Origin of the sequence: Mycobacterium sp. Aquia_213, assembly GCF_026625985.1 — a bacterium.
Lineage (GTDB): Bacteria > Actinomycetota > Actinomycetes > Mycobacteriales > Mycobacteriaceae > Mycobacterium.
In genome coordinates, this window is record NZ_CP113116.1 from 5,968,706 (window position 1) to 5,981,174 (window position 12,469).

The window sequence follows — 12,469 nt, forward strand, 5'->3', positions numbered from 1 at the left end:
GGTTTCGTAACGCTTGCGGCTTCCGCGAGCGGCGCGTGGCTGGTAGATCGGTGACGGGGCTGCGTGGGTGCAGCGGCATCATGACGTGACACCGCCGGTTTCGGGATGACTAGCATTTCGATCACCTGAGAGGGGTTTGCGTCCGGTTGGTCCGGCCGTCGAAGAGAAATTTACGAAGTCAACCGCGCGGACGCATGCGTAGTGGACTACCTGTTCTCTAGCGGGAGTCCTCGCGATAGCGGCTTGGCAGGTAGCCGTCAGGTCTCGGCAGTCCACTGACTGGCCGGTGGCTCGTCCAGCTTCTGGAACCACGCCAGGTGATAGTTCGCCGACATCATGTCACCGGCAACGCTGCTTTCGGTGGCGGCCAGCAACAGGCAGTTGAGCAACAGCGCGGGCACCACATCCGGATACTGGCTCAGCAGCTGATAGCGGGCGGTGTCGAGATGCACGCGCAGCAGGTCGGCTTCCTCTTCCACGACACCCGTTCCCGCAGTCGCGGCTTTGGCCAGGGTGTGCACCAACCGCGGCAGTCCGTCGCGCCAGTGCGTGACTCGACCCAGCTCCCATCCGAAATCGTCGACCGCCGGCAGTTCGCGGGCCTGCACCGAAGATTCGGTCGCGGCGAAGTCGGTCGCCCGGCCCACCCGATCGCCGGGGGTGTAGGTGGCGATCCGGATCGCCTCACCGAGCAGTGTCGAGGCTTTGCCGGTCTGGCGCCCGGGCGCCAGAAGTCGCACGCCGACCGGAAGCGTGATTCCGGGCGGAATCCACCCGTGGGCAAGATCGGTGACCAACAGCGTCGTGCCGTCTGCGAGATCGCCGACCGCCCAGTTCAGCCCGGGTTCTTGGCGGACGACGAACGCCAACAGCCGGTGCAATCGTTCGGTATCGGATTCGGCATTGACTTCGGGTTCGGGTTCCGGCTCCGGTTCGCTGACGGCGACCGGCTCGGGTTCAGGTTCCGGTTCCGGTTCGGGCTCCGGTTCCGGTTCGGGTTCCGGCTCGCTGACGGCCACCGACTCCGATTCGGGCTCCGGCTCGGGTTCAGGTTCCGGCTCGCTGACGGCCACCGGCTCCGATTCCGGCTCCCGGACTTCCGGTTGCACCGGGATAACGTCCACCGTGGCGTCCTCGGACGGAGCTCGATGCCGGCCCCCCGAAGAATCGAGGTCGTCGTCCGCGGAAATCTCAGTTGCCGGATCCTGAGCAACGGGCTCCTCGGCGACGGGCTCGGCTGAGACGACCGGTATGACTTGCGTCTGATCGAGCGTCCGATCACTGACGACGGGCTCTGCCGCCGGGACCACCGGGATGACTTGGGTTTCGTCGATCGCCGGCGCCACCACATCGGGTTCCGCCGCCGGGACCGCGGGGATGACTTGCGTCTTTTCCAGGTCCGCCGTGCTGAAACGTCGCGCGACCTGTGCGGTTTGGCGTCGCGCGCGTACTTGCGCCTTCATCATCTCCAGCTGGCGAATCGTCGATTCGACGCGCCGAACGGCGCGAGCACGGGCTTCGTCGATCACGCGAGCCTCTGCCGTGCGCCGGCCCACATCAGTGAGTCCCGCTCGCTTGACCATCCCCAGCTGTTTATTGGCACTACCGGTGATCCGTTGCAGGTCTTTCTCGAGATACTCTGCGAGCGTGGCGGTTTCGTCCGTCACCGTCGACAGTTCGGCAGGCCAAAGCCCACCGATCACCCACGGGGTGCAATCGACAGGAGAGCTGAAGGCCGGCATCGACAATGATTCCCGGGTAGCTCTCCGGAGGCGCTGGCGCGCCGTCTTTCGACCGAAGATCGCCACCGGGTCAGCCTACCGATACATGCCGAACGCTCTTTACCAAAGGTGAATTGTGCGGGTGTGCGGGGCTCGGTAGCGTAAGGCCATGGCTGATTCTGCGCTGCAGCAGCAACTCGACGAGGTACGCGCCCTGCTCGGCCGCGCACGAGAGTTGTTTGGCGCCAATCCCATCGAGCCTCCGACCGATATCGCACCGGATCCTGACGCCGCCAAAACCTGGCTGATTTAGACGCGTCGGCTAGTCCGCGGTGTCGCGCCGGCGCAGCTTGTGCGCCAGCAGCTTCTCAATCGCCGCATCGAGGTCGTTAGGAGTCGGGACCTCCGCCGACGGGGTATGTCCGGCCGCCACGATCTCATGGCGAACCTCCAGCAGTGCTTTGAGCCACGACACATCCGCGGTCAATAGGATGCCCTGGGCCAGGGTCACGGCATCGGTATCCATCGCCTCTTCGCTCAGCGCAACGCTGTGCATGTACCCGCCGCGGCACGAGCGGACGAGGATATGCCCACTCGGGTGAACGGTGTCGAACGCGGGATTAGCGTCGGTCATCGACCGCCGTCGACGATGCGGCCGAGTTCACCGACCGCATCTTGTTCGTGTTGATCCCATCTCGTGGCCGACACGGTCAGGTTGTGCGCCATGTCGGCGTGGTCGTCCGCCTGTTGCTCGTAGCACTGTCGCCGGAGTTCGAGCAGTTCGCGCCCGGCGTCGCGAAGTTCACCGAAGATGGGCCCGAGGGAATCCAGGCTCTCCTGGATGGCGGCATGCGACGACGGAATGGTGCGCAAGTAGTCGGAGGTTTCCTGGTGATGCGCAGCGGCGTCACGTAAGTGCGCGGGCACCACATGAATTCGATCTGCCATCCGCTTTCTCCTGTTCCTGCGCCGCCGGCCGGGCCGGCGAATTCACTATTATCCAGTGGTCGGCGTGGCCGCCGGCCGGGTCGGTGTCGGTGCGTCGGTCCTGGCGGGCGCGGTCGCGGTCACCGCGGCCGGCGGATGCTCCCAGCCTAGAAAGCTCGGCCCGCTTACGGTGGCGATGTGCTGAATCTGGCCGTCGAGAAGAGCCTTGGTGTGACCGAGGGCCAGCGCATGGCGATCGGTGAAAATTCCGATATCGCCCGGCGCGACTTGCACCGGATCGATGGGATTAGCAACCGCGGTTCCCGCTGCGGGAATGGTGATTCCCTGCTGATGGAACGCATCCGGGATCGGCGCGCCGCCCACCGCGGCGTGAATGGCCGCCGCCAGCTGCGGGCTGGCAGCCGTCACCGTGTCACCGTCGGGCAGGGTCACGGTCGTGGGGCCGGCCGGCGCTGATTCGGCCGTTGCCACGTCCGCACCCTGGTCATCGTCTTGATGTTCGTCATCCGATTCGTGATCGGCCGGGTCCGCGTCGAGGTCTTCGTCGTCCAAGCCGGCCGACGCCGGATCGGTTTCGCTTGCCTCTTGGCGCCCGGGAAATGCGCCCGGCGTACCCCAACCGCCCATCGAACCCGGCGTCGGGCCCATACCAAGGTTCGGCATGCCCGGCAGCGCCGACGGCATCGCGGGAGCCGGTGCGCTCGCGGTCGGGCCTGGATCCGAATCAGCGGCCCGCAGGCCAGGGTCGTCCGCCAGCAGCGAATCCAGTAGCGGATCGCCTCCGGCGTCCGGTGTGCCTGCTGCCTGCGCGGGCACGGCAACCGAAGCCGGCCGGGTGTCGCCCGCAATACTCGGTGGGCTCTTCGAGGCGTCGTACAGCGATGTCCATGCGGCCATCAGCGCCGACTTAGACGTGTCGTCCAGGCTGGCGGTCATCACCACCGCGCGGATGTCTCTGAGCTTGCCGATCAGGAATCGCTGAAAGTCGCGTGCCCCCGCCGGGGTGTCCAAGTCCGATCGAGTTTGCACCGCAGCCTCGGTCTCACGCTGCAACGCGGTCAGCGCGTCTGCACCCTCGACGGTCTTCAGGTGGGCGTTCATGATGGCCGAAATCACTTGCAGGTCCAGCTGAGAACTTGCCGAATTCTGGTGCGCCAGAGCTGCTTCAGCGCCAGCGATGGCTTCGGCCGCGGCACCCTCAGACCGCTGCGGCGGGGGACCGGCCGTGTCCGCGCGGGAGCCGAACAGCCCCGGATGTTGTCGTCGGATCTTGGCCAGAATCGCGTCGAGTTGTTCCGGACGTGTCGTGGGTGTGACCACGGCCGCCAGCTCTGACGACGTCAGCCCCCTCTGCCATGCGTTCGGATCGCCGGCACGGTCGCGCACGACTTTGACCGTGGCCAGTAGCTCGTCATACGTCGACATCGGCTAGCCAAACGGCGCTGCGCCCCAATGCGGGCGGTGTCGCAACCCCTTCATGCCGGGTGACAGTACTGAGGCCCTCAGCTGTCGACAATTCACCGCGGCGCCGCTGTGGATGAAATTCCACGCGCTAGCCTGCGGATACGCCGTATTCTCCCCGTAAGCTTTCCAGCACAGCCGTTTTCGCGCGATCGAATTCGCGCGCGTCCGCCACGACCGCCGCGATCTCACGTTGCTTGGCAACCAGAAACTTCTGAAACTCCCGCGCGCCCGAGGGCGTATCGACGGCCAGGCTCCGGTGCTCCGGAACAGTGCGCTCGATCTCGTCGGCGATCGCGTCCAGACGCCTGATGCTCTCCCGCATCGCGGCGTGAGCGCTGGCCAGCACGTCCATCAGCGCACGGTCTGCCTCAGCGACCGAGTCGTGCCGGGTCGCCAGTGCCGACTGCCGCGCCTGAATGGCGGCTAGCGAGTGGCCGGTCTGTTCCGCCATACGTTCAACCCAATCTCATATCGGCCGGCGAATCGCGACGTAATTGCCCAGCCGGCTGATCCGCACCGAGGCACCCGAATAGGGTGCTTCGACGACAAGATTGTTGCCGATCGCCATCTGCACGTGTCCCGTGTGCGGGAAAACGAGATCGCCGGGCCTGACTTGCGAACGGGGCACTGGGATTCCGTCGTTGATCTGCTGATACGTGGTGCGGTCCAGATGAATACCCGCCCGCGCATAGGACCACTGCACCAGTCCGGAACAGTCGAACTGATCGGGGCCGGTCGCGCCCCATACATAAGGGCGGCCCAGCCGGGATAGCGCCGCACGCACGGCAATTCCGGCACGACTGCTCGGCGCCGGCAGCCGCGGTCCGCGATGGTGCAGCATTCGGTAGCGCAGTGCGCGCAGCGCCGCTGAGTGCCGTCGGGCACGTAGCCGGGCGGCCAGCACGTGTGCCCGCTGCGTGCGAAGCCGCGCGGCCCGACGACGCATGGCTTCGCGCTGGGCCATCGGCGTGATCGGCGTAACGGCCACATCCGCGCGAGCCTCGTCGAGGATGTTCTTGGTCAGTTCCCGGGCCTCGGCGCGGTCGTGGTGGGCGCCGGCGATGACACCGGCGGCCGCGGCGTCCGTGCGCGCCGCCGAGAGCAGCACTTGGTGGCTACGGTTCACCATCGACCGGTAATTGTCCTGTCCCACAATGCCATTCAATATCGGCGTTGACACGACAGGCGGATCCAGCGGCGGCGGCCGGGTGCTCCCGGCGAATAGTTGATGAGCGCGGCTCAACGACTCGATCTCGCTGTCGGTCATCGATCCCCCTCGCCGCCGCCCTGATCGGTACGGTCGTGACTCGTCGACCCCACCGCGTCGGTGAACGCACGAACGCGGGGGAGTACCCCGGCCGGAATCACCCCGCGATTGCGGATATCCCACATCTCGTCACTGCTCACACCGAGCAGCGCCGCGATGATCGCGCCCGGCAGCGGCGACTGCGCACAGGCCCGGTCGAACCGCGCGCTCAGACTGGTCGGCATTCGCTTCAGCAGCGCGCTGCGCGTTTCCTCGAGGGCCTGCAGATGTTGCATCAGCCGGTCGGTCGAGTCGGCGCCGGCGTTCACAGCCACCCGCCATGAGCTGGCGGCGAGCATCTCGGCCTTCACGCACTGCGCGATCACAGAGAGAATATACGTCTCATATTCGTTTGATGTCGTCGCCGGCAATCGATCGATCACGGATTTGAGCGCATCGAGCTGCGCTTCGGCATATCCCTCCAGCACTTCGGTGTCGCTGTGACGGTCGACGACCACCGCCCCGGCCCGGGGCGGCGACATCGTTTCGGGGGGTTGCGCGGCGATCAATCGCGCCAGCTCGGCATCCGGATCGGCGGCCACCAACAAGCGCGAATACGTGCCGGGCGGCAGGCCCAAGCCGTTTTCGACCTTCTGAACGGTACTTTTGTGGGCCTTGCGGGCGCCGCGCTCCAGATAGCTCAATCCCATGATGCTGACGCCGGTCGCGGCCGCCAGCTCCGCTAGGGACCAGTCGCGCGACTCCCGCAATGCACGGATGGCCGCACCTGCCGATTCACGGCTCACCCGCTGGCTCCGGCCATAGGCCGGATATTACACAGCTAGGCCCCTATCGCTATGTATATACGTTATCGTCACGTTTCTCTTGCGCGTACCGAGTGGTTGTGTATACGCTTTCGTCTACGTTTCATCTCAGACAAGGAGGCCGACATGGGACACCCCTGCGCAACCGATCCGGAACTGTGGTTCGGCTACCCCGATGACGACAGCGGTGACGGCGCGGCCAAGGCGCGTGCGTACGAGCGGTCCGCCACCGAGGCACGCATCCAATGCCTGCGTCGCTGCCCGTTGGCACAGCAGCGGCGGTGCGCTCAGTACGCCATCGCACATCGGGAGGAGTACGGCGTGTGGGCCGGCGTGAAACTTCCCGGCGGCCAGTACCGCAAGCGCGACCAGCTGGCTCGCGCCCACGACGTCCTGCGCCGCATCGCCGCCGGCGAGATCAATTCCCGGCAGCTGCCCGAGAACGCGGCGTTGTTGGCGCGCAGCGAGCACGAGACCATCCCGATGCCCGCCGTGGTGCTGCACCTCCCGATCGCACAGGTTGGTCCGCGTTCAGCCGCCTGACCGATGCGTGAACGTTTGTTCACCCAGTCGACCGGGTAGTCGAAGGCGACGGAACACCAGACCGTCGACCCAGAGGTGCATCCATGACGTTCGACCTGACCCCGACGGCGGCGCAGCACGACCTCGCCCGGCGCGCGCACGAATTCTCCGAGTCCGTTATTCGTCCGGTCGCGCTCGAGTACGACCAGCGCCAAGAGTTTCCGTGGCCGGTGCTCGAGGAGGCGGCCGAACGCGGCGTCTACAGTCCGTTGTTCTACCGCGATCTGATCGGCGATCCCACCGGTCTGTCGCTGCCGATGTTCATGGAGGAGTTGTTCTGGGGCTGTGCCGGAATCGGTTTGGCGATTGTGATGCCGGCGCTGGCGCTTTCGGCGATCGGTCAGGCCGCATCCCCCGAGCAGATGCTGCAGTGGGCGCCCGAATGTTTCGGCACCCCAGGCGATCTCAAACTCGCCGCGTTGGCGATTTCCGAGCCCGAGGGTGGCAGCGACGTACGCAATCTGCGGACCCGGGCGCGCCGCGACGGTGACGACTGGATCATCGACGGCCACAAGATGTGGATCGGCAACGGCGGTATCGCCAACGTGCACGTGGTCAACGCCGTGGTAGACGAAGAGCTCGGCCACCGCGGCCAGGCCCTATTCGTGGTGCCGGGCGGCAGCCCGGGACTGGAATTGGTGCGCAAGCTTGACAAGCTGGGCTGCCGCGCATCGCACACCGCGGAGTTGCGGTTCAACGGCGTACGTGTTCCGGGCGCCAATTTGCTTGGGGGAGAAGACAAGCTCGAACACAAGCTGGCCAAGGCCCGCGAAGTCGTCGAGGGCGGCCAGCGCTCCGGCTCGGCGACGCTGGGCACCTTCGAGCAGACCCGCCCGATGGTCGCCGCCCAGGCGATCGGGATCGCGCGGGCCGCGTTGGAGTATGCGACGGCATACGCCACCGAGCGCGAAGCGTTCGGCGGTCCGATCATCGACAACCAGGGCATCGCGTTTCCGTTGGCCGATCTGGCAACACAAATCGACGCCGCCCGGCTGTTGACCTGGCGGGCCTCCTGGATGGCCGCCAACGAAGTCCCGTTCGAGCGAGGCGAGGGGTCGATGGCCAAGCTCGCCGCCAGCGAGGTCGCTATCAAGGCCACCGAACGCGCGATCCAGACCATGGGCGGCTGGGGCTACATCACCGACCACCCCGTCGAGAAGTGGTATCGAGATGCCAAGCTGTACACCATCTTTGAAGGCACCAGCGAGATCCAACGGATGGTCATCTCGAATGCCTTGGGCGCCGCGGTGGGCACGCCGCCGCTGCACGTCGTGCTCGAACCGTCCGGCGGCCCGCTGAACCGGATCTTCGGCCGCGGCACCCCGCTGCGGTCCCGGGCCGCCGACGCCGCGCTGTCGGTGAAGGATCAAATCCCGGAACCGATCATGCGAGTGGCCATGCAGGTGCTGCGGCCACCGGGCAGGTAGGCCCCGAGGTACGGTCGCCGTATCACGCCCGCAACGAAGGGTGCACGGTGAGCAATCTCGAGACCGCGCCGGCCGAAGTCGCCTGCAGCGCTTCGCGGATTGCGGGGACCGAGGTGCTGCACCCGCGCGAGGTTCCGTTGGGCGGCCCACGTGCCATCCGGGTGCAACGCACCCTGCCGCAACGGCGGCGCTCGCTGATCGGAGCGTGGTGCTTTGTCGACCATTACGGCCCCGTCAAAGCGCGCATGGATGTTCCCCCACACCCGCATACGGGACTACAGACGGTGAGCTGGCTGTTCAGTGGAGAAGTGGAACACCGCGACAGCGCAGGAGTGCACGCCATGGTCCGGCCCGGCGAATTGAATCTGATGACCGCGGGCGCGGGCATTTGTCATTCCGAGGTATCGGTCGATTCGGACGCCGTCTTGCACGGAGTGCAGCTGTGGGTCGCCCTGCCCGATTCCGATCGCGGTACCGGGCGCGGCTTCGCTCACTATGTGCCCGACCCCATCTCGCTTCCCGGGGCGGTGGCGCGGGTGTTTTTGGGCGAGCTGGCCGGCAGCCGCTCTCCGGTGCATACGTTCACCCCGCTGCTCGGCGCCCAGATCGATCTCGCCGCGAACGCTGAGCTGCAACTCGATGTCGACCCGGCATTCGAGCACGGTGTGCTCTGCGATGCGGGCACCGTGGCGATGAACGGAACAAGCCTGGCGGTCGCCGAACTCGGCTATCGGGGACCCGGCAGCGCCGCAGTCGAGCTGCGCAATGTTGGAGGGCGACCGGCGCGGGTAGTGCTGCTGGGTGGCGCCCCGTTCACCGAAGAACTGCTGATGTGGTGGAACTTCGTCGGGCGCAGCCATGACGAAATCGTCGGCTATCGCCAGCTATGGGAAGACGCCGACGCGCGCTTCGGCGCCGTCGAGGGCTACCGGGGCTCAGTCACCCGGCTGCCCGCCCCGCCGCTGCCGACCGCCCGGCTGCGGCCACGATCAGTCCCGCGCGCACCAAATGGAAAGGACACCGCATGACAACCGACAAGACGGGTGCAGAAACCACCGTCACCGAGGGGCATCAGACGTACACCATCGCCGTCGAGGGCAAGACCGCCGGCCACGCCGACTATGCCGACCGCGGCGACCAGCGGGTTTTCTACCACACCGTGGTCGATCCCGAATTCGGCGGACGCGGCCTGGCAACCATCCTCCTCGAGGAGGCGCTGAACGCTGCGCGCGACGCGGGCAAGCGCATCGTGCCGGTGTGCTCGATGGTCGAGACGGTGCTCAAGAAGCATCCCGAATTCGACGAGCTCACCGACCCCGTCACCGCCGAGGTCAGGGGCTGGGCGTTGACCCGGCCCAGCGGCTAACCGGGCGTCCGGGCGGTAGCGACTTCCCGCGGCTTTACTGCGACGAATAACCAACGTTGGGCGGCCTCATCGGGCGGCTAAACCTCGCTCGGAGCGCCAGCTTGTGCGTTCACCGGGTATCGCCTGGTCACATCAATTACCGTGTTCTAGCAGGGTAGCTGGGCAAAACGGGTATTCCGGCACGCGGCATCGGGGCCGTACGCCGGAGCCGTGGGGCCTCCCAGCTAGTTCACAGGTCTCCGTGAGCAAAATGGTTGACGCAGGCGGTCAGCCCCGACGATGGCATCGTGTTCGTTTGCCGTTCACCTAAGCCACCGGCGCTGGGCCTGCTCGATCGGAGGGAAACGTGGATTACGCACTTCTGCCGCCGGAGGTCAACTCCGCGCGCATCTATGCCGGACCTGGCTCCGGACCGATGCTGGCAGCTGCGTCCGCGTGGCAGACGCTTGCCGCCGAGTTGTACTCGACAGCAAGTTCGTATCAGGCAGCAATCACCGAGCTGACCGCCGGACCTTGGCTGGGTCCGGCAGCGGCGGCAATGACCGCGGCCGCCGCCCCGTATGTGAGCTGGATGCGGACCGCCGCCGAGCAGGCTGAGCAGGCGGGCAATCGGGCCATCGCGGCGGCCGCCGCCTATGAAGCAGCCTTCGCGGAGACGGTGCCGCCGCCGGTGGTCGCGGCCAACCGCAGCCTGCTGGCCGCCCTGGTCGCCACGAACTTCTTAGGGCAGAACACCACGGCGATCGCCACCACCGAGGCACAGTACGGCGAGATGTGGGCTCAGGACACCGGCGCAATGCAGAGTTATGCGAGCGAGTCGGCGTCGGCCACGACACTGACCCCGTTCGACTCGCCGTCGCCGAGCACCAGCACGGACGGGCCGACGGACCAAGCCGCCGCGGTCGCTCAGGCCACCGGCAGCACCGCCGGCGATGCGCAGGGCGCCGTCTCGTCGGCTCAGCAGGCCTTCTCCGCGGTCCCCAACGCACTGATCAACCTCGCGAGCCCGCAAGACGCCTTCGGGTTTGGGGGACGGGACCTGCTGGGCCTGCTCGCGGACCTGAGCGCGGTTTTTCTCGATCCCGAAATTGGGGCAGCGGGACTTGCGGCCGACACGTCACTGGGGACTACGGCCCTCCCCTACGACGTCGGCGGTTACTGGACCGGTGTCCATACCGATGACATCGTCAGCGGCTGGGCAGGTGTACAACCTTGGCCGGGTAACGCAGCGACACCGCCGACGTCATTTCCGGTGATCAACGAGCCTGCCTCGACGGTTTCCGGACAGTTCCGCCACGCACCATCGGTCGGACGGTTGTCGGTGCCGCCGGCATGGGTGGCCGCGGCCCCCGAGTTGCGCGCGATGACGGCGGCGCTACCTGCCGCGACCGTCGGCGCCGCCGCCCAAGCCACCGGCTCGAGCGCGGGCAGCCTGTTCAGCCAGATGGCCCTGGCGAGCATGGCCGGACGCGCGATGGCCGGCACCACCGGCGGGGGTGGCGCAAGACTCCAGGAGCGGATCGGGCTGCCCGGGCCTAAGCCGAAGGGCGCACCGCCGCCCGAGCCGGCCGAAGTGCAACAAGCCCCAATGGGTGGCCCGATCACCAGCATCGCCGCCGAACTGCGCGAGCTGGCCTCGCTGCGTGACGCGGGCATCCTTACTCAAGACGAATTCGTCGAGCAGAAGCAGCGGCTGCTGCCGCGTGATCCGTAGAACTCCGCCGGGCTCAGCCCAAGTGCGCGCTGGCGTCGTGTAATTCTGTGCGGCGCAACGCCATTGGAGTGACCGCGAGGACGTCGCCGCCTTCGACCACCGCCCGGGTGATCGGCGTGAGCGCCTGGAACAGCGCCTCCACCTCGTCGTCACTGAGGGCATCGAGTGCCGACAGGCCGAGGGCGTCGGTGCTCGATTCGACGTGGTCCTTGAGCTCGGCGCCGGCCGCGGTGAGCGTGCCGTCGTCGTTAAGCAGTCCACGCTCGGCCAGGCGCTGTTCGTGGTGACGCCATTCGGTGTCGTCGTAGTCGCGGGTGCGAGCGATGTAGTCGCGCGGGACGCGGTCCGCCGCGGCATGCAGCACGTTGCACTGCCGGCCCGAGATGCCGGCGGCGGTCAATACCGCCACGTGGCCGTCGCCGCGCTGCTCACGCAGCAGCGTGGTGGCATGCCACAGCGCGGCCAGCGGGCTGTCCGGCCACGGCAGCGCAAGGTTGGCGGCGAACAGCGGTCGCCCGTCAACGGGCGCTTGACGCGCTGCCTTTCCCGCTAATTCTGCTGCGGCACTGACGTTTTCGTCGTCTTGCAAGCCGTAGCGGCGCAGCGCGGCGACCGCTGAGTCCTGCCGGGCGCGCAACGCGGCTTCCGGACCGGCGATCTGCCATGCCGCCGGCAAGGCCTTGGCGACGCGTTGGGGAGCGAAGTTGTGGAAGATCGCGGTCACCAGCTCCGGTGACGCCGTGCCCAGCGGGGCGGACCGGGCCGCGAAGTAGCCCATCCAGAAACCCCGGTATCCCAGCTCGTCGAGTGCCGCACGCGCCTCCGGCGCGAAGTATGTCACCGCGTGCACCGGCTCGAATCGGTCGTAGAACCGTCGCGCCAACTCAGGTTGTCTGCGCACGATTGCAGTCAATCACCACTGCCGAGCGTGGCCGATCCGGGTCCCGCGAATCGCATGAGAAAGGCCACGACCCCTCGTAGAGTTCGTGGCCTTTGCGCCTGCGGTTTCAGCGAACCGCTGTGGTGGGCGAAGGGGGACTTGAACCCCCACGTCCCGAAGGACACTGGCACCTGAAGCCAGCGCGTCTGCCATTCCGCCACTCGCCCGGGGAAAACAACCGATGGACCATATCACTGTAGTGGCCATTCGCCATAACCGCGCCCGTGCCCGCCCGCG

The 12,469-nt window shown here is 66.9% G+C and carries 14 protein-coding genes, 1 tRNA gene and 1 pseudogene; 6 read left to right on the forward strand and 10 right to left on the reverse strand.

The window, feature by feature from the left end:
• Positions 1-257 precede the first annotated feature (257 nt).
• Together LMQ14_RS27930 and LMQ14_RS28235 are read right to left on the reverse strand one after the other, a co-directional pair.
• Positions 258-1,466 (reverse strand): DUF5631 domain-containing protein, encoded by a 1,209-nt coding sequence (locus LMQ14_RS27930; RefSeq protein WP_324291143.1) that lies wholly within the window; start codon positions 1,464-1,466, stop codon positions 258-260.
• 8 nt (positions 1,467-1,474) lie between these two features.
• A pseudogene (locus LMQ14_RS28235) lies at positions 1,475-1,808 on the reverse strand (hypothetical protein); the annotation flags it as partial.
• An 82-nt stretch (positions 1,809-1,890) separates the two neighbouring features.
• On the opposite strand from LMQ14_RS28235, the gene LMQ14_RS27935 reads away from it, so the two are divergent.
• A complete protein-coding gene (locus LMQ14_RS27935; RefSeq protein ID WP_169718264.1) occupies positions 1,891-2,034 on the forward strand; it encodes a hypothetical protein in 144 nt (47 codons plus the stop codon).
• Positions 2,035-2,043: 9 nt separating this feature from the next.
• On the opposite strand, the gene LMQ14_RS27940 is transcribed toward LMQ14_RS27935, so the two are convergent.
• From LMQ14_RS27940 to LMQ14_RS27965, 6 genes are all read right to left on the reverse strand, one after another.
• Positions 2,044-2,355, reverse strand: a complete 312-nt coding sequence (locus LMQ14_RS27940; RefSeq protein ID WP_267732819.1) for a DUF2694 family protein — start codon at positions 2,353-2,355, stop codon at positions 2,044-2,046.
• Entirely contained in the window at positions 2,352-2,669 is a 318-nt protein-coding gene (locus tag LMQ14_RS27945) for an ESX-1 secretion-associated protein (RefSeq protein ID WP_267732820.1), read from the reverse strand. The genes LMQ14_RS27940 and LMQ14_RS27945 overlap by 4 nt, the downstream gene beginning before the upstream one ends.
• A gap of 48 nt (positions 2,670-2,717) precedes the next feature.
• Entirely contained in the window at positions 2,718-4,094 is a 1,377-nt protein-coding gene (locus LMQ14_RS27950) for a DUF4226 domain-containing protein (RefSeq protein WP_267732821.1), read from the reverse strand.
• Between the two features lie 127 nt (positions 4,095-4,221).
• Entirely contained in the window at positions 4,222-4,584 is a 363-nt protein-coding gene (locus LMQ14_RS27955; RefSeq protein WP_267732822.1) for a DUF4226 domain-containing protein, read from the reverse strand.
• Positions 4,585-4,599: 15 nt separating this feature from the next.
• Positions 4,600-5,400, reverse strand: a complete 801-nt coding sequence (locus LMQ14_RS27960; protein ID WP_267732823.1) for a C40 family peptidase — start codon at positions 5,398-5,400, stop codon at positions 4,600-4,602.
• A complete protein-coding gene (locus LMQ14_RS27965) occupies positions 5,397-6,185 on the reverse strand; it encodes a helix-turn-helix domain-containing protein (protein ID WP_267732824.1) in 789 nt (262 codons plus the stop codon). Before LMQ14_RS27965 ends, LMQ14_RS27960 begins: the two co-directional genes overlap by 4 nt.
• Before the next feature lie 144 nt (positions 6,186-6,329).
• Here LMQ14_RS27965 and LMQ14_RS27970 point away from each other — a divergent pair, with 144 nt between their 5' ends.
• From LMQ14_RS27970 to LMQ14_RS27990, 5 genes are all read left to right on the forward strand, one after another.
• Positions 6,330-6,746 (forward strand): WhiB family transcriptional regulator, encoded by a 417-nt coding sequence (locus tag LMQ14_RS27970; protein WP_267732825.1) that lies wholly within the window; start codon positions 6,330-6,332, stop codon positions 6,744-6,746.
• 83 nt (positions 6,747-6,829) lie between these two features.
• Positions 6,830-8,212, forward strand: a complete 1,383-nt coding sequence (locus LMQ14_RS27975; RefSeq protein WP_267732826.1) for an acyl-CoA dehydrogenase family protein — start codon at positions 6,830-6,832, stop codon at positions 8,210-8,212.
• A gap of 47 nt (positions 8,213-8,259) precedes the next feature.
• Positions 8,260-9,240, forward strand: coding sequence for a pirin family protein (locus tag LMQ14_RS27980; protein WP_267732827.1), 981 nt, complete (start codon positions 8,260-8,262; stop codon positions 9,238-9,240).
• Positions 9,237-9,578: a GNAT family N-acetyltransferase gene (locus LMQ14_RS27985; protein ID WP_267732828.1), complete on the forward strand. Its 342-nt coding sequence runs from the start codon at positions 9,237-9,239 to the stop codon at positions 9,576-9,578. The genes LMQ14_RS27980 and LMQ14_RS27985 overlap by 4 nt, the downstream gene beginning before the upstream one ends.
• Positions 9,579-9,924: 346 nt before the next feature.
• On the forward strand, positions 9,925-11,292 hold the full coding sequence (locus LMQ14_RS27990) for a PPE family protein, SVP subgroup (protein WP_267732829.1): 1,368 nt from the start codon (positions 9,925-9,927) through the stop codon (positions 11,290-11,292).
• Positions 11,293-11,305: 13 nt separating this feature from the next.
• On the opposite strand, the gene LMQ14_RS27995 is transcribed toward LMQ14_RS27990, so the two are convergent.
• Positions 11,306-12,193: an SCO6745 family protein gene (locus LMQ14_RS27995; protein ID WP_267732830.1), complete on the reverse strand. Its 888-nt coding sequence runs from the start codon at positions 12,191-12,193 to the stop codon at positions 11,306-11,308.
• A gap of 120 nt (positions 12,194-12,313) precedes the next feature.
• Positions 12,314-12,399, reverse strand: a tRNA-Leu gene (locus tag LMQ14_RS28000).
• Positions 12,400-12,469: the final 70 nt, after the last annotated feature.